The sequence below is a fragment of the Ruegeria sp. AF2 genome, from assembly GCF_056542025.1.
This window is the reverse complement of record NZ_JBQFZC010000013.1, coordinates 1-15,988: the sequence shown is the minus strand read 5'-3', so window position 1 is coordinate 15,988 and position 15,988 is coordinate 1. Positions and strand designations below refer to the sequence as shown.

At 58.9% G+C, this 15,988-nt stretch carries 21 protein-coding genes; 5 read left to right on the top strand and 16 right to left on the bottom strand.

Going from position 1 to position 15,988, the window contains the following annotated elements; all coding sequences use genetic code 11:
- The first annotated feature begins 60 nt into the window (after positions 1-60).
- From ACR0NM_RS20480 to ACR0NM_RS20470, 3 genes are all read left to right on the top strand, one after another.
- Entirely contained in the window at positions 61-1,752 is a 1,692-nt protein-coding gene (locus ACR0NM_RS20480; protein WP_480616403.1) for an acyl-CoA dehydrogenase family protein, read from the top strand.
- A gap of 217 nt (positions 1,753-1,969) precedes the next feature.
- Positions 1,970-2,512, top strand: a complete 543-nt coding sequence (locus ACR0NM_RS20475; RefSeq protein ID WP_170402284.1) for a hypothetical protein — start codon at positions 1,970-1,972, stop codon at positions 2,510-2,512.
- A gap of 12 nt (positions 2,513-2,524) precedes the next feature.
- Positions 2,525-2,917 (top strand): META domain-containing protein, encoded by a 393-nt coding sequence (locus tag ACR0NM_RS20470; RefSeq protein WP_480616401.1) that lies wholly within the window; start codon positions 2,525-2,527, stop codon positions 2,915-2,917.
- On the opposite strand, the gene recO is transcribed toward ACR0NM_RS20470, so the two are convergent.
- Entirely contained in the window at positions 2,901-3,626 is a 726-nt protein-coding gene (gene recO / locus ACR0NM_RS20465) for a DNA repair protein RecO (protein WP_170392605.1), read from the bottom strand. The two genes, ACR0NM_RS20470 and recO, sit on opposite strands and share 17 nt — an antisense overlap.
- A 168-nt stretch (positions 3,627-3,794) precedes the next feature.
- On the opposite strand from recO, the gene ACR0NM_RS20460 reads away from it, so the two are divergent.
- Complete coding sequence (locus tag ACR0NM_RS20460) at positions 3,795-4,184, top strand: VOC family protein (protein ID WP_170402289.1); 390 nt, start codon at positions 3,795-3,797, stop codon at positions 4,182-4,184.
- A gap of 9 nt (positions 4,185-4,193) precedes the next feature.
- Here ACR0NM_RS20460 and ACR0NM_RS20455 read toward each other — a convergent pair whose 3' ends face one another.
- The 15 genes from ACR0NM_RS20455 to folK all read right to left on the bottom strand — a co-directional run bounded on the left by ACR0NM_RS20455 (position 4,194) and on the right by folK (position 15,214).
- Positions 4,194-4,517 (bottom strand): SemiSWEET transporter, encoded by a 324-nt coding sequence (locus ACR0NM_RS20455; RefSeq protein ID WP_170392607.1) that lies wholly within the window; start codon positions 4,515-4,517, stop codon positions 4,194-4,196.
- A 110-nt stretch (positions 4,518-4,627) separates the two neighbouring features.
- Positions 4,628-4,957, bottom strand: coding sequence for a DUF1491 family protein (locus ACR0NM_RS20450; RefSeq protein ID WP_170402292.1), 330 nt, complete (start codon positions 4,955-4,957; stop codon positions 4,628-4,630).
- A 55-nt stretch (positions 4,958-5,012) separates the two neighbouring features.
- Positions 5,013-5,921 carry a GTPase Era gene (gene era, locus ACR0NM_RS20445; protein WP_170392609.1) on the bottom strand — a complete coding sequence of 303 codons (909 nt, stop codon included), beginning with the start codon at positions 5,919-5,921 and terminating at the stop codon, positions 5,013-5,015.
- Between the two features lie 168 nt (positions 5,922-6,089).
- Positions 6,090-6,602, bottom strand: coding sequence for a GNAT family N-acetyltransferase (locus ACR0NM_RS20440; RefSeq protein WP_170597414.1), 513 nt, complete (start codon positions 6,600-6,602; stop codon positions 6,090-6,092).
- A 19-nt stretch (positions 6,603-6,621) separates the two neighbouring features.
- On the bottom strand, positions 6,622-7,299 hold the full coding sequence (gene rnc, locus ACR0NM_RS20435) for a ribonuclease III (RefSeq protein ID WP_170392611.1): 678 nt from the start codon (positions 7,297-7,299) through the stop codon (positions 6,622-6,624).
- Positions 7,296-8,135, bottom strand: coding sequence for a signal peptidase I (gene lepB / locus ACR0NM_RS20430; protein ID WP_480616399.1), 840 nt, complete (start codon positions 8,133-8,135; stop codon positions 7,296-7,298). The genes rnc and lepB overlap by 4 nt, the downstream gene beginning before the upstream one ends.
- Positions 8,136-8,194: 59 nt before the next feature.
- On the bottom strand, positions 8,195-8,614 hold the full coding sequence (gene acpS / locus ACR0NM_RS20425) for a holo-ACP synthase (protein WP_480616397.1): 420 nt from the start codon (positions 8,612-8,614) through the stop codon (positions 8,195-8,197).
- A 1-nt stretch (position 8,615) separates the two neighbouring features.
- Positions 8,616-9,593, bottom strand: a complete 978-nt coding sequence (locus ACR0NM_RS20420; protein ID WP_170565058.1) for an NADPH:quinone reductase — start codon at positions 9,591-9,593, stop codon at positions 8,616-8,618.
- Positions 9,594-9,609: 16 nt separating this feature from the next.
- Positions 9,610-9,936 (bottom strand): Dabb family protein, encoded by a 327-nt coding sequence (locus ACR0NM_RS20415; protein ID WP_170565060.1) that lies wholly within the window; start codon positions 9,934-9,936, stop codon positions 9,610-9,612.
- Positions 9,937-9,952: 16 nt separating this feature from the next.
- A complete protein-coding gene (locus tag ACR0NM_RS20410; RefSeq protein WP_170425202.1) occupies positions 9,953-10,576 on the bottom strand; it encodes a LysE family translocator in 624 nt (207 codons plus the stop codon).
- Positions 10,573-11,319 (bottom strand): pyridoxine 5'-phosphate synthase, encoded by a 747-nt coding sequence (locus ACR0NM_RS20405; RefSeq protein WP_480616395.1) that lies wholly within the window; start codon positions 11,317-11,319, stop codon positions 10,573-10,575. Before ACR0NM_RS20405 ends, ACR0NM_RS20410 begins: the two co-directional genes overlap by 4 nt.
- Positions 11,312-12,010 (bottom strand): DUF2062 domain-containing protein, encoded by a 699-nt coding sequence (locus tag ACR0NM_RS20400; protein ID WP_170392618.1) that lies wholly within the window; start codon positions 12,008-12,010, stop codon positions 11,312-11,314. The genes ACR0NM_RS20405 and ACR0NM_RS20400 overlap by 8 nt, the downstream gene beginning before the upstream one ends.
- 16 nt (positions 12,011-12,026) lie before the next feature.
- Positions 12,027-14,159, bottom strand: coding sequence for a RelA/SpoT family protein (locus ACR0NM_RS20395; RefSeq protein ID WP_170392619.1), 2,133 nt, complete (start codon positions 14,157-14,159; stop codon positions 12,027-12,029).
- Positions 14,160-14,184: 25 nt separating this feature from the next.
- Positions 14,185-14,538: a DNA-directed RNA polymerase subunit omega gene (gene rpoZ / locus ACR0NM_RS20390; RefSeq protein ID WP_010437681.1), complete on the bottom strand. Its 354-nt coding sequence runs from the start codon at positions 14,536-14,538 to the stop codon at positions 14,185-14,187.
- A 94-nt stretch (positions 14,539-14,632) separates the two neighbouring features.
- Positions 14,633-15,214: a 2-amino-4-hydroxy-6-hydroxymethyldihydropteridine diphosphokinase gene (gene folK, locus ACR0NM_RS20385; protein ID WP_480616393.1), complete on the bottom strand. Its 582-nt coding sequence runs from the start codon at positions 15,212-15,214 to the stop codon at positions 14,633-14,635.
- Positions 15,215-15,340: 126 nt separating this feature from the next.
- Between folK and ACR0NM_RS20380 the strand changes: the two genes are divergently transcribed.
- Positions 15,341-15,916, top strand: coding sequence for a LabA-like NYN domain-containing protein (locus ACR0NM_RS20380; RefSeq protein WP_039541714.1), 576 nt, complete (start codon positions 15,341-15,343; stop codon positions 15,914-15,916).
- Positions 15,917-15,988: the final 72 nt, after the last annotated feature.

The window sequence follows — 15,988 nt, the reverse complement described above, 5'->3', positions numbered from 1 at the left end:
TTTTGTTGCGCTGCACGTGCAGCATGATATGACCAGACAACCCAGCAGAGGACGTGATTCATGGCCCATGACGGACAGGATGTGACGAACATGACGCAGCCAGCGGTTTTGCCCGATCTTCTATCACTCAGCGCAGCAGCCCTGCCCGGCGTTCAAGCGGTGTTCGATAAGGCGGTCGAATCGGTTCGCGTGCAGGTGACAAGCGAAGGTCGCATATCGGGCGCACTGATCGAGGCCAATCAGACAGCCGCCCATGGCCTAGCTTGGCTGGCCACATACCACCAGTCGCTGCAGCAGATGCAGCGCTGGGCCGAGGCGCTTCAGACCGAGGGAAAATTCGGCGAGATGGAGCAGCTGTTGCATCAGATCGCCTTTGGGGAATACTTGCATCAGATCGCCGGTGGTATTCCGATGAACCAGGGCGAGGTTGTACGTTTGCAGGATCTTGGCCTTGGCTGGGATGCTCTGTCGGGATTCCAATGCAGCGAAGTGCAGACACTGATGGCGCAAGCCAACTCTCAGGCCGCGCGCACGCGTCTGGTTGAGTTGATGCAGGACCAGTCCGGTGCCACCATGTTTGGTGCGTCTGGTCTGGACGAAGAACTGGAGATGATCCGAGACCAGTTTCGCCGCTATGCCGTTGAAAAGGTTGAGCCAAATGCCCATGAATGGCACCTGAAGGACGAACTGATCCCAATCGAGATTATCGAGGAACTGGCCGAGATGGGCGTGTTCGGTCTGACCATCCCCGAAGAATTCGGCGGGTTCGGCCTATCCAAAGCCTCAATGTGTGTGGTCTCGGAAGAGCTTTCGCGCGGGTACATCGGTGTGGGTTCTCTGGGCACACGGTCCGAAATCGCCGCAGAACTGATCATAGCGGGCGGTACGGATGAACAAAAGGCCAACTGGCTGCCAAAACTGGCCAGCGCCGAGATCCTGCCAACCGCTGTTTTCACTGAACCCAATACCGGATCGGATTTGGGCAGCCTGCGCACGCGGGCCGTCAAGAGTGAAGATGGTAACTATAAAATAACAGGAAATAAAACATGGATCACACACGCGGCGCGCACCCATGTGATGACCTTGTTAGCGCGGACTAATCCCGACAGTACCGATCACCGTGGGCTGTCCATGTTCCTGGCTGAGAAGACACCTGGAACCGACGAGAACCCTTTCCCCACGCCCGGCATGACTGGTGGTGAGATTGAGGTGTTGGGTTATCGTGGCATGAAGGAATACGAGCTGGGATTTGACGGCTTCGAAGTGAAGGGCGAAAACCTGCTGGGCGGCGAAGAAGGCAAAGGTTTCAAGCAGTTAATGGAAACCTTCGAATCTGCCCGCATCCAAACGGCTGCCCGCGCCATCGGCGTAGCGCAGAGTGCTTTGGACATTGCCATGCAATATGCACAAGACCGCAAGCAGTTCGGCAAATCTCTGATCAATTTCCCTCGCGTCTCGGGCAAGCTGGCGATGATGGCGGTCGAAATTATGATCGCACGGCAGCTAACCTATTATTCTGCTTGGGAAAAAGACCACGGTCAACGTTGCGACCTTGAGGCCGGGATGGCCAAGCTGCTGGGCGCTCGAGTTGCTTGGGCTGCGGCGGATAACGGGCTGCAGATTCATGGCGGCAACGGCTTCGCTCTGGAATACAAAATTAGCCGCGTGCTTTGTGACGCGCGCATCCTAAATATCTTTGAAGGCGCCGCAGAAATACAGGCGCAAGTCATCGCGCGTCGATTGCTGGGCTGACGCCCGAAGCGACGCGGTTTCCCCAACTGAACCCGGCCTTGCGCCGGGTTTTCTTTTTTCTTCCGTGTTGTACGGATCTTCAGGCCTATTTCTTCCGAGTTGTACAACTCGGTTTCAGGGCTTAATGGGCGAAACTTCCCCCTCGGATCGAGCGCAGAAATCGGGTAAAGGGCGTCAACCAAACCCAGCGCCCAAGCTGGCCAGAGGAGAATCGAGCGTGAAGATCATCATCGCAGTTTTGGCCACCTGCATGGCCCTTGCCGGATGCGCCATGGCACCAAACACCGGGCCCGATGATGTGGACCAGTTGGCACAAGCGATCCAGCAGCTTGACCCCAAGGTTGACCCTGCCGAGGCGCGGCGTGCAGCCGAGATATCTTATGCCTATTCCAATCAACTGAAACAGGACTGGAACGTCACCGATCCAGCCATCATCCACAACGCAAAGGTCATCAACGGATTTCGCGAAAAAGGTCTGTGCAATGATTGGGCGCAGGCCATGACCACGCGTTTGAAGCAAGAGAACTTTCGCACTCTGGATTTGCACTGGGCCACGTCGCCTCCAACTGCGTTCCGGATCATCCACCATTCGGCTCTGATCAGCGCTAAGGGAGATTCAATGTATGAAGGCATCATCCTTGACCCGTGGCGCAACAGCGGGGTGCTTTATTGGGATCAGGTGCGCGAGGACACCAAATACAACTGGCGCCCCCGCCTTGAAGTGCGCGAAGAGTTAATCAGCGGTGTGAACCCCTACTGACAGGATATTGCGATGTTACGTATGGCCTTGTTCCTGCCCCTTTTAACCCTGTTCCAATGCGACAAGGATGAGACTGTCGCCGCCTATGGCGCAGCGGATCAGACATGGGCTTTGCAAGAGATCGACGGGCAGCCTTTTGAGGCCAGCGCCCTTTTGCGATTCCCCGCAGAGGGTCGGATTGAGGGCAATGCCCCGTGCAACACCTATTCAGGTACACTGAATGCACCCTACCCGTGGTTTGAGATCACCGATCTTGTCGCCACCCGCGCGGCTTGCGCCGGGCTTGAAGCCGAGGGGTTTTATTTCGCCGCACTGATGGCGATGACCCAGTCCGAGGTGTCCGGCGATGTGCTGATCCTGCGCAATGAGGACGGGCACGAAATGGTGTTCAAAGCCGCCGAGTAAACTGCGCCACAAATCGCGCGCGTGCGTCCGGCAACGGCGTATGACCCAGCGACGGAGCCAGATGGTTTTCCAGAAAATACCCGGTTGTGCGTAAGGCTTCAGCAATCTCGGTATCCGGAGCCGCGCCTTCGCCGCGCAGGCAGGGGGGCAAAGGCAGCAGCTTATCGGCCCAGTCCCCTGCCCCCGCCGCACTGACCGCGCGGCCGGTTTTCGGAGAGACATAGACCAACCCCTCGGTCGCCCCTGTCACTGCGCAGGCCGAAAGATCCAAGCCAAAGCCCAGCTCTTCCAGCAGCGCCAGTTCCCAGCGCAGATAGGCCAGTGGCCAGACCTCATCCTGACCCAGCAGGTCCATCAACTGTTCTGTTTGCTGATAGATCGCCGGATGAGGCTCGCGTTCGGGCAGGCAAAAGGACAGCAGCGCCACCACCGCATTTAATCCGGCGAGCGCCAGCCGCCCTGAAAACGCCGCTGCAGCGCGCGAGCGCAGGGGTTCGACCTGAAAGGTGCCCAGATGTTCCTCAAGCCGCGCGCGCCAGAGCACGTCCAGCTGCGCGCCGGGTTGCAGGATCGGGGCGATCTTGCGGCTGGTGCCACCGCGCACAATTCCGGCGTGACGACCATGGGCTTCGGTAAAGACCTCGATGATCGCCGCTGTCTCACCATGACGGCGAGAAGTCAGAAGAATGCCGTGATCACGCCAGTCCAAGTTTGGCCTCGTCAGGTCACCAGATATATACGCAGGAAATCTTATGGCCGTTGCAGGTTCAAGATGGAAACGCGTTAGGTTGACCCTGTGGAACACCAAAAACACGTTGCGTGACATCTGTTCACGCAATAGTGTTCACTTTATGTTCTACACGGAGGAATTTAAGAAATGTCACTTAACTATGTCATGATCGGTTCAAATGATGTCGTCAAAGCGCGAAGCTTTTACGATGCGGTTGTGCCCAAAATCGGCGGCAAGGTTATTGCTGAATATATGCCCCACGCTGTTTGTTACGAGCTGCGGGGCGGTGGGTCCATGTGGGTCGCGACGCCCTTTGACAAAGAGGCCGCGACGGTTGGAAACGGTAACATGGTTGGCTTGCTTTGCGAAAGTGAAGCGGAAGTTCGCGAGGTGCATGCCGAGGCTCTTGCCAATGGCGGAACAAATGAAGGTGACCCCGGAGATCGACCTCAATATGGCCCGAACTTCTATGGCGCTTATGCGCGCGATCCTGATGGCAACAAGATGAGCTTTGTCTATTTTAGCGATGCAGGCTGATCGCGCGCCCTAGAACGTCATACCTGCGTGAATCAGAATGCCGATAACCATCAGCAGGTTCAGCACCATTGAGATACCGTTGCCCACATAGATGGGCAACTTGCCCACCACCAGCCCATAGGCGAACCACAAAAACGACAGCCCAGCATACAGAGACCAGGACAGCAGCGACTGTCCGGTCGCGTGTTCGGAGTGGGTGAAATAAAGCTTGATCAGTTGTGGAAGCGTGGCGAAGGGGCCAACGACGCCGATGAAGACCATGAACCCCTCGAACCGCTGCATCCAGTGACCGAGATTTGAGTTTTCCAGTTTCTGGGCAAGCGTTTCAGCCACTCAACCCCCTCCTGTTCCTGCGGCCCCCGGAAGATTGGGCCGTTTCATTCAGCCGGTTGCAATGCAAAATAGTCGCTTTGCGCTGTACGTCCAAGATCATTTGGCGCGGGTTAGTCCAGACCTTCTTCACCCAGCAGGTGCCTGCCTTGGCGGTCTTCCACTTCGATCACCCAAAGGTCGGGGTCAAAACTGCGTTGGCGGGTGATGGCGGCATCTACGTCTGCCTCTTCGCCGGATGAGAGCTCCACCCATTTGCGCTCGCCGCTCATCAAATCAAAACTGCGCTGAAAGGCTGCGGCCCGCCCGTTGAGTGTGTTGAGTTTGATAAGCACCGCCCCTGCGGTGTCATCCCCATGCGCTACAACAAAAGCCGGTATTTCCTGAAACCGCAGCCGCGCCAGATAGGCATGCACCCAGAATTCAGCCGTCAGCCGGGTCATGGTTCTGACCTTTCCGTAGGGGTTGAGAATTTTCGACGAAAATTCTTGGCCCGGGTCATGCGTTGCCGTCTTTGAAATCCAGACCCATTTCCGAGTAGCGCTCGGACTCCTCCAGCCAGTTGGGCCGGACTTTCACCTGCAAGAACAGGTGAATCTTGCGGTCCAAAAACTCTTCCAGCTCGGCACGCGCCGCTTGACTGACGGCCTTTATGGTCTCACCACGTTTGCCCAGCACAATCCCTTTGTGGCCATCACGCATAACATAGATGACCTGATCGATCTTGGCCGAGCCGTCCTTGCGCTCTTCCCAGTTCTCGGTCTCGACGGTCAGCTGGTAGGGCAGTTCCTGATGCAGGCGCAGAGTCAGTTTCTCGCGCGTCATCTCAGCCGCGATCATGCGCAGAGGCAGATCCGCAATCTGGTCTTCTGGATAGAGCCACGGGCCTTCGGGCAGTTCCGAGGCGAGCCATTTGCGCAGGTCGTCGACACCGTGGCCTTTTTCGGCCGAGATCATGAAGGTCTCGGCAAAGGGATAACGCGCATTCAGGTCACTGGTCAGCGCCAGCAGCTTTTCCGAGGGAACCTTGTCGATCTTGTTGATCGCAAGTGCGATGGTGCGGCCCTGCCCGATCTCTTCGAGGCCTTCGAGGATGCGTTCGACACCTTCGGTGATACCGCGATGCGCCTCGATCATCAGCACGACCACATCCGCATCCGCAGCCCCGCCCCAAGCGGCGGCGACCATGGCACGGTCCAGACGGCGGCGTGGTTTGAAGAGGCCCGGCGTGTCGACAAAGACCAGTTGCGCATCGCCCTCCATCGCCACGCCACGGATGCGAGCACGGGTGGTTTGCACCTTATGCGTCACGATCGAGACCTTGGCTCCGACCATGCGGTTCAGAAGGGTGGATTTGCCTGCGTTGGGCTCTCCGATCAGGGCGATAAATCCGGCGCGTGTGCTCATGTGTCCTGCGATCCTGTTTGCAAGTGCGCACCCCTATAGCAGAATGCGCGGACGGGCCAGAGGGATTTGTCGCATTGCGGATATCAGTGAGCGAAGGCCAGTCTGCGGCCCATAGGGCGACGCTACCCGGTCGGCCGGTGCCGGCATTGGCCGGGCTTGATCGCGCGATCAGGTTGTAGTGTTCAACGCCAGAACTTGGTTCGGATAGGCTTGGTCCCCGATCCGAAAATCTGTGACTCCGACCTGCCGGAACCCTTTGGCTAGATAGAAGTCGATTGCGGGCGTGTTTTCAGAATTGGTTGTCAGCCAAATCGAAGGGCGCCCTTTTTCATGCATGTAGTCGACCGCGACGTCCAGCAGCGCTGAGCCGATGCCTTTACCATGATGGCGGGGCTGGACGTAGAACGTTACGATCTCCAGATCAGAAAGCCCGTCCACGGGTGCGGCGCGACTTTCCGCAAGCCGAATATAGCCGTCGATCCCGTCTTCGTTTTCAGAAACCATCAAGAGATCTTGGCCGTCGTCCAATATGGCTTCGAACCGGGCGGTTGTGAATTCGGACAGTGCGAATTCGGCAAAGAAGGAATTCACACCTCGCTTTAGATAGGTTCCGATCCAGACCTCAATTGACAGGGCCGCAAGGCTGGCGGCGTCGGTTTTTTGGGCGGGTCTGATTTTCATGATCTGGCTGCGCAGAGGATCAAGACAACTGTTCCAACAACGCCTTTGCCGCTGCCTGTTCGGCCTGTCGCTTGGAGCCTGCGGTGGCCTGAGCTTCGGTACCATTCTGCAGACGAGCGGCGATCGTGAAGATCGGGGCATGGTCAGGGCCGGTGCGTTTGACCTCGACATAGCTGGGTGGTTTCTGGCCGCGGGCCTGTGCCCATTCCTGCAGGGCGGTTTTTGCATCGCGGGCGTCGGCCTCGACCTTGTGGATGCGATCGCCCCAGAGGGCGAGGATCACGTCTCGGGCAGCCTCGAATCCTGCGTCGCGGTAGATGGCCGCGATGACCGCCTCCATCGCGTCGCCCAGCAAGGCCTGCTTGCGACGACCTCCGGACAGCATCTCGGACCGGCCCAGTTTCAGCACCGCACCCAGATCAATCTGGCGGGCCACATCGGCGCAGGCTTCCTTGCGCACCAGCGCGTTGAAACGGGGGGCCAGTTGGCCTTCGGAAGCTTTCTTGTCGGCCTCAAGCAAAGCAGTGGCCATGACGAGGCCCAGGACGCGGTCGCCCAGAAATTCAAGACGCTGATTGTCGGGGCGCGTGGCAGAGGACACCGAGCCGTGGGTCAGCGCGCGCACCAGCAGTTCAGGGTCGGAAAACTCATACCCCAAGCGTTGCTGGAACGCCTTTATCTCAGCCGATAGCTTCAATTGACCGCCTTGAAGAAGCGGTCACCGCGCCATGTCCAGAAGAACAGCATGGACCGGCCAGCGGAGGAGAACATGATCCTGTCGGCGCGACCGATCAGGTTTTCGTACGGCACAAAGCCAACGCCTCCGGCGGATTGCGGCAGACGGCTGTCGGCTGAGTTGTCGCGGTTGTCGCCCATGAAGAAATAATGGCCCTCGGGTACGGTATAGACCCCGGTATTGTCGGAGCCCTGATTGCCGATGTTCAGCACGACGTAGGAAACGCCATTTGGCAAGGTCTCGATCAGGCGGTTCTTTTCGCAAACACCGCCGATCCCGACGGGACCGTTGGAACAGCGCGGGCGCAGGCCTTGTGGGCCCTGCGGTTCAGCAACTTCGGTGAACACACCATCGGGTTGCTGCGGCACAGGAGTGTCGTTGAGGATGATTTGGCCTCCACGAATCTGGATACGATCACCCGGCAGGCCGATCAGTCGCTTGATATAGTCGCGCCCTGTCACCGGATGGCGGAAGACGATGACATCGCCGCGATCAGGGTCGCCGCCGATCAGACGCGAGTTGTCATCGCTCTGCATCCAGCCACAGATGTCTTCGGCATCGATGTTGAGGCCAACGCTGGGGATGATAAGGCTGGGGCACGAGGCATAGGAATAGCCATAGGCCATCTTGTTGACGAAGAGGAAATCCCCGATCAGTAGGGTTTGCTTCATCGACCCGGAAGGAATCCAGAACGGCTGAAAGAACAGGGTGCGGAAAATGCCCGCGATCAGCAGGGCATAGACGATGGTTTTGATCGTCTCCCAAATGGCGTTTCCGGATTTGGCTTCCTCGGCCATACTGCTCTCTCCAGTCTCTGCGTGGTTGGGGTGCTACATGCGGGTCAGTTGGGGGCAAGTCAAGGCTGCGCGGGCGCTTCTTGAAGTGGGCGGGCCTCGATCACCACAAAGGCCTGCGCCCAGGGGTGATCATCGGTCAGGGTGACGTGGATGATCGCCTCGTGGCCTTCGGGAGTCATTTCTTTCAGTCGCTCTGCGGCCCAGCCGGTGACATGCATAACGGGCTGGCCTGTGCGCAGGTTGGTCACCGCCATGTCCTTCCACGCGATCCCCATCCGCAGGCCGGTGCCTAACGCCTTCGAGCACGCCTCTTTCGCGGCCCAGCGTTTGGCGTAGGTGCCCGCAGTATCGGCGCGACGCTCAGCCTTGCGCTGTTCGGTTTCAGTGAAGACACGGTTACGGAAGCGGTCGCCGAACCGGTCGAGCGTGCCATGAATGCGATCAATATTTGCGAGGTCGGTGCCGATGCCGAGGATCATGTCAGACCTCCAACACAACGGTCCCGAGCTTTTGCCCCGCCTCGACCATTGCGTGTGCATTTGCCGCATCCATCAGCCCTCCGCCGGGGACGACGGCGTGGGACAGTGCGCCTTGTTCCAGCCACTGGCCCAACTGCGCCTCGCCACGACGGCGGGCGGCGGCGTCGAGTTGGTAGACGATCAGCATATGCAGGCGGATGTTCTTGAACATGAAGCCATAGAAATCCAGTTCGGGCTTCATTTGCGAAGCCGAGGCATAGCTGGCGATGGTGCCACCGGGGCGGATCATAGAAAGGGAAGCGGGTTGGTTGGCGGCGAAATCAACCTCGACAATGCGGTCTATGCCTGCGCCGTTGGTCATGTCCATCGCCGCCTCGGCCACGTCTTGCGTGCGGTAGTTGATCCATTCGGACGCGCCGGAATGGGCGGCTTTTTCATCTGAACTGACCGTTGTGATAACGCGCGCGCCACCCAACGCGGCCATCTGGCAGGCGTAGCGCCCAACCGTTCCTGCACCACCGGTCACAAGCACAGTCTGGTCATTGATCGGTCCGTCACAATAGAGCGCATACCATGCAGTCAAGGCTGGGATACCAAAACACGCGCCCTCGGCGAAGCCGGTCGTATCTGGAAGGAATACGGCCTGTTCGGAGGGTAGCGCAATGTATTCGGCCCCAGTGCCAAAAGCGCGTTGCCATTGGCCGTTCCAGATCCAGACACGTTCGCCGACGCGCGCGGGATCGACCCCTTCGCCTACGGCCTCAATCACTCCGGCCCCGTCCGAGTGGGGAACAACCATAGGGTATTGCATCACAGCGCCAGGGCGCGCGCCGCCGCGCAGCTTGACGTCTGAGGGGTTGATGCCGCTGGCGTGGACCCGGACAAGAACGTCGCCTGGGCCGGGGTTGGGCGTGGGCAGGTCGACCAATTCTAGGACGTCCGACGCCGCACCGAATCCGCGATAAGTAATTGCTTTCATGAAAGTCCCTCGTCTCCTATTGGTCAACCGCGTCGGGCATTTCCAGATCGAACACCAAAACGCCCTCGGCCCCGTCCACGCACAAAGCGACAAGCCGAGCGCCCAGCTGCTGGTGGGTTTCGTCACTGGCGTAGCGCCGCAGGTCGGCCTGAGCCGCGAAATCCAGTGTGAAGCCGTAGGGATAGCTTGGGGATTTTGCCTCAAAATCGCGGTTGGGGCCGTGGGTGAAGCCACCGCAGCCAGACAAACGGTCTGCGACCGCGCCCAGCCCATCCATCACAGCTGCAAGCTCTGCGGTGTCGTGATCGGGCTTGAGTCGCAGCATCACGCAATGTCGGATCATCCTTGCACCTCAGAGGTCATGACAGGCGCACCGTGAGGATCTTGTAGCTGGCCACGCCAAAGAAACCCGCGAAGGCAAAATCAAACCATCGGCGGGCGCGGCGATAGGCGTTGACCATGCGCGCAGACGAAAACAGGAAGGCGTAGCCGATGAAGATCAGCAGTGAACCCGCATAGAGCATGGCGAAATAACCCAGCAGCATAGCAAGGCTGGCGTCATTTGGCGCAACGATGGCGTAGATCGAGCCCCAGCTGAGGATCGCCTTGGGGTTGGTCAGGTGGATCGCTGCACCCTTGGCAAATATCGTACCCAATGAGCCGGTGACCGGATTGCCCAGCGCGACCTCATCCGAAGTCAGCGCGCGGCGCAGCGCCTTGAGCGCCAGCCAGCCCAGATAAGCGACGCCGATATAGCGGATCACCTCGAACACCCAGACATTGGCCAGCATGATCGCCGACAGCCCCAGTGCGGCGGCGATGCCCCACGCGGCGGACCCGGCGCAGATGCCCAGCGCAAAGGCCAGACCGGCGGTGCGGCCTTCGTTCATGGCGGTTCCTGCGATGCCCATGGTGGCAGGGCCCGGAGAGCCCCCGGCCATGAGCCATGCAAACCAGATCGCCACAAAACCGGGTGTGATCATGCCCGCGCCTCGTCCATCAGGCGGCGCATTTCGTGAACCGCCGGGGTGAGGCCGCGAAAGATGGCCTCGCCGATCAGGAAGTGGCCGATATTCAGCTCTCGCACTTCAGGGAAGGCCGCCACCGGTTGCACGGTGTCGTAAGTCAGCCCGTGACCCGCATGAACTTCAAGACTCAGCGAATGGGCATAGGCGGACATCTCGCGCAGGGCTTCCAGTTCGCGCGCGGCGTCGTCCAGTTTGCCTTCCGCGTGGAAATCGCAATAGGCACCGGTGTGCAGTTCGATCACCTCGGCCCCGATGCGGTGGGCGGCGTCGATCTGGCGCTGGTCGGCGGCGATGAAGATCGACACGCGGCAGCCCACATCGCGCAAGGGCGCAATGAAATGGGCCAGCTTATTTTCCTCGCGCGCGACTTCTAACCCCCCTTCGGTTGTGCGTTCCTCGCGCTTTTCGGGAACGATGCAGACGGCGTGTGGCTTGTGGCGCAGGGCGATTTTCTGCATCTCGTCCGTTGCGGCCATCTCGAAGTTCAGCGGCACCGACAGGATCTCCATCAACCCGTCGATATCGGCGTCCGAGATGTGGCGGCGATCTTCGCGCAGATGTGCTGTGATGCCGTCGGCCCCGGCCTCTTCCGCGATCCGGGCGGCGCGCAGTGGGTCGGGATAGGCCCCGCCGCGCGCATTCCGCACGGTGGCTACGTGGTCGATATTCACGCCCAGACGCAAACGGTTGTCAGACATCTTTCGAATCCTTCATTGTCCCTGAGGTCGAGCCTAGTGGTTTTGTCGGGGGAACGTCAGCCTCTGCCTGAGCAAGGCGTTTGATTTGTTCAAACTTCGCTTTGATTCTGGCGCGGCGGCGTTGCTGATAAGTACGGATAAGCGGCAGGCTGAGATAGGCGCAGATCACTCCGGCCACGATGCCTGGAATGACCCCGCCGATCATATAAGGAAAGAACACATCGTCATAGAACCGGCTAAGCCCGTGCCAGTCCGCCTCGCGATGGGTGAACATGGCGATGCAATTGTCCTTGAGATCGCCCATCGCATCCGCAAATTTCCCCATCAACCCATCGGTATCGTCTTTGCGGAACTTGGTCCCCAGCAGGAAATGCCCGGTTTGCAGGCTGATGACCGCGATCGGCACGTAGGTCAGGGGATTGCCAAAGAACGTGCCGCTGAGCGCGGCAAGAATGTTGCCGTTCAGCAGCCGCGCCAGCACGGCGGCGACCAGGAAATGCAAGCCATAGAAAGGCGTGAACGAGGCAAACACCCCTGCCCCGATGCCACGCGCGATGCGTTCCGGGCTGTCAGGCAGGCGCCGAACCCGATGTTTGACATAGTGAAAGGCACGGGTCCATCCGCCGCGCGGATAGACGAACTCTGACGCGACTTGGACAGGCGAGCGGCGATCTCGGCGCTTGAAAACCACTCGTGATCACCCCTTCTCAGCCAGCCGCAACGGCGGGTTTCGCACTTTCCCGGTACCGTTCGACCGCAGCAACGTCGCTTTCAGCCTCGAGCATCAGCATCAGCGAATGCAGCTGTTCAAGATCGCGAAGTTCGACATTGATCATCAGCCGATAAAAATCCGGTTTGCGGTCGACAAATTCGAGGTTCGAGATATTGGCCTTTTTCTCGCCGATCAATGTGCAAATACGCCCCAGCACCCCGGCATCATTGCCGATGGTCAAATCCAGCGTCGCGCCATAGACGGCGGGGTGGGTGCCCGAATGCCAGTGCAGATCAACCCATCGCTCGGGTTCATTTTCAAACTCGGTCAGGCGATCGCAGTCGATGGCGTGCACGACAACACCCTTGCCACGATAAGTAATTCCGACGATGCGCTCGCCCGGCAGTGGCTGGCAGCAGGGGGCACGATCGAATTTCTGGCCCGGTTCAAGCCCGATCACAGCACGACGGGGCGAGATCGCGTCGCCATCATCCTTGGTGAGTTCGGGGTATACCGCTTCGACCACCTCATGGGCGGTCAACTCGGCACTGCCCAGACGGGCCAGCAACTCGTCCCGATCTTTCAAACGCAGGTGTTTGGCAGCGGTTTCCAGCGCCTTGTCGGTGGCTTTGCGGCCCAGGTTTTCGAACCCGGCGCGGGCCAGTTCCTTACCCAGCTTGATGAAGCGTTCCCGGTCGACCTCGCGCAACGCGCGGCGGATCGAGGTGCGGGCTTTGCCGGTAACCGCGATCTCAAGCCAAGTGACCTGCGGGCTCTGGCCATCGGCGGTGATGATGTCCACCGATTGACCGTTCTTGAGCCGGGTCCAGAGCGGCACACGAATGCCATCAACCTTGGCCCCCACGCAGGCATGACCAATGCGGGTGTGGATTGCGTAAGCAAAATCAATCGGCGTCGCCCCACGCGGCAGTTTCACCACATCGCCCTTGGGGGTGAAGCAGAACACCTGGTCCGAATACATCTCGAGCTTCACAGCTTCGAGGAAATCCTCATGATCATCCTCACTGTCGAATTGCTCGGTCAGGTTTGCGATCCACTTTGCCGGGTCAACCGCAAAGGGGTTTTCGGACCGCACACCGTCGCGATAGGACCAGTGCGCTGCAACGCCGGTTTCGGCCACATCGTGCATCTGACGAGTGCGGATCTGGACCTCGACCCGTTTGCCGTCGCGCCCCGAAACCGTTGTGTGGATCGAGCGATAACCGTTCGATTTCGGCTGGCTGATATAGTCCTTGAATCGCCCTGGCACGGCGCGCCAGCGCTGGTGGATGGCACCGAGTGTGCGATAGCAGTCTTCTTCGGTCTGGGTGATGATGCGGAACCCGTAGATGTCGGACAGACGTGAGAAACCCTGATCCTTTTCCTGCATCTTGCGCCAGATCGAATAGGGTTTCTTGGCGCGACCAAAGACTTCGGCTTCAATGCCCGCCTTTTCCAATTCGTGCCGCATGTCGCCGGTGATGCGATGGATCACGTCGCCGGTTTCGCGTTGCAGAGTGATAAAGCGGCGGATGATCGACTGGCGGCCTTCGGGGTTCAGTACGCGGAAGGCAAGGTCTTCGAGTTCCTCGCGCATCCATTGCATCCCCATCCGGCCCGCAAGCGGCGCGTAAATATCCATTGTCTCACGCGCTTTTTGCACCTGCTTTTCAGGGCGCATCGCCTTGATCGTGCGCATGTTGTGCAGACGGTCGGCGAGCTTGACCAGAATAACCCGAAGATCCTTGGACATGGCCATGAACAGCTTGCGGAAATTCTCGGCCTGTTTGGTCTCTCGGCTGGACAGCTGCAGGTTGGTCAGCTTGGTGACGCCATCGACCAGCTTGGCGACCTCATCCCCGAACAGTTCGGTAACCTTGCCATAACTGGCTTTGGTGTCTTCGATCGTGTCGTGCAACAGGGCCGTTATAATGGTCGCATCATCCAGACGCTGTTCGGTCAGGATGGCGGCAACGGCAACGGGATGAGAGAAATAGGGCTCGCCGGAATGGCGGAACTGGCCTTCATGCATCTGTTGGCCAAATTCATAGGCCCTTTCGATGCGGTCGGCATTTGTCTTGGGATTGTAATTGCGGACCAGCGCAATCAGGTCTTCTTCTGAAATCATCCGGTCCGCACCTTTGTCGCTTGGGTTACCCCTGGCCCTGGGCCTCCATCAGAGCGCGCAGGAGCTTTTCTTCCGACATGTCGTCATCCGCAGGCTTGTCAGATTCCGCACCCATCAGCAGGGCCATCTGATCTTCTTCGGGCTCATCAACCTCGATCTGGGTCTGGTTGGCTTCGATCAGACGTTCGCGCAGCTCATCAGCGCTTTGGGTTTCGTCGGCGATTTCGCGTAGCGAGACGACAGGGTTCTTGTCGTTATCGCGGTCAACGGTGATCGGGCCACCAGCAGAAATCTCGCGCGCCCGGTGGGCTGCAAGCATCACCAGTTCGAACCGGTTCGGGACCTTGTCTACACAATCTTCGACCGTAACGCGGGCCATGGGGCGCTCTCCGTAAATGAATCCGTGGCAGGAAGGGGTTTATCTAAGCGCGAATCCCCGCCTTGACAAGCAAGAAATGCCGCAAATGCGAGGATCACAGAGGCTTGACCTCTGCCACCTCATCGGGCGGCAAGGCTGCAACCATCTGCGTCACTGTCCGGTCCAGAACGGGATGGCGCCAATCGGGGGCGACATCCACCATGGGGACAAGCACAAAAGCGCGGTCCTGCAAGCGCGGATGGGGCAGGATTAGGTGTTCCGGCGCAGATTTGGTCTGATCTTCGGGGGGAAGGGTCAGCCAGCGCTGGTATTCGGCGTCATCCGGCAGCACAAGTTCATCCCAAAAGACCAGATCGAGGTCCAGAGTGCGCATGCCCCAACGCTGTTCACGGGCGCGCTCAAAATCATGTTCGATGCGGTGCAGCAGGTCCAGAACACCCTGTGGCGTGAGGTCCGATTCGATCAAAACCGCTGCGTTGACATAGTCCGGCCCTGCCCCTGCCGGAAAGCATGGGGTGGCAAAAAACCGGCTTGTCTTGCGAATCACCAAGCCCGCCTCGGCCATCGCGATCAGCGACCGCTCAAGTGTCACCTTGGGCCCACAACCTCTCAGACTGAGATTTGCCCCTAGGGCAATGACCGCTTTTGACAAGGTTTTGTCCACTTCAGACCCCATATTCGGACCAGAGAATACTTGCGATAAAGCCTAAAACACCTATTTTAAGGACACCATTGCACTGACCTATTACTTTATCACTCACGGAGCTCACGGTGCGGTGGCTTATACCGGAAGGACCATTTTATGTTTTACAAGGACGAACGGCTAGCGCTGTTCATCGACGGCTCGAATCTTTATGCAGCCGCCAAAGCACTGGGGTTTGACATCGACTACAAGTTGCTGCGTCAGGAATTTATGCGCAGAGGCAAACTGCTTAGAGCTTTCTACTACACAGCGCTACTGGAAAATGACGAGTATTCCCCGATCCGGCCTCTGGTGGACTGGCTGCACTATAATGGCTTCACCATGGTCACCAAACCGGCCAAGGAATACACCGACAGCATGGGGCGTCGGAAGGTCAAGGGAAACATGGATATCGAGCTTACCGTCGATGCCATGGAACTGGCACCACGCGTTGATCATATCGTACTGTTTTCGGGCGATGGGGATTTCCGCCCGCTGATCGCAAGCCTGCAACGGCAGGGCGTACGTGTTTCCGTTGTTTCGACCATCCGTAGCCAGCCGCCGATGATTTCGGACGAACTGCGCCGCCAGGCCGATAACTTCATTGAGCTGGAAGACCTGCGCGACGTGATCGGCCGCCCTCCGCGCGAGATGCCGACTGAACCCCGCAGCGTCGCAGCTGCAGGCGGGCACTGACCCCACCAAACCCCACCACTCACCAATGGGGGTTGGCAAGAATATGCGCGGCCAGGGCTTCTGGCCCTGGCC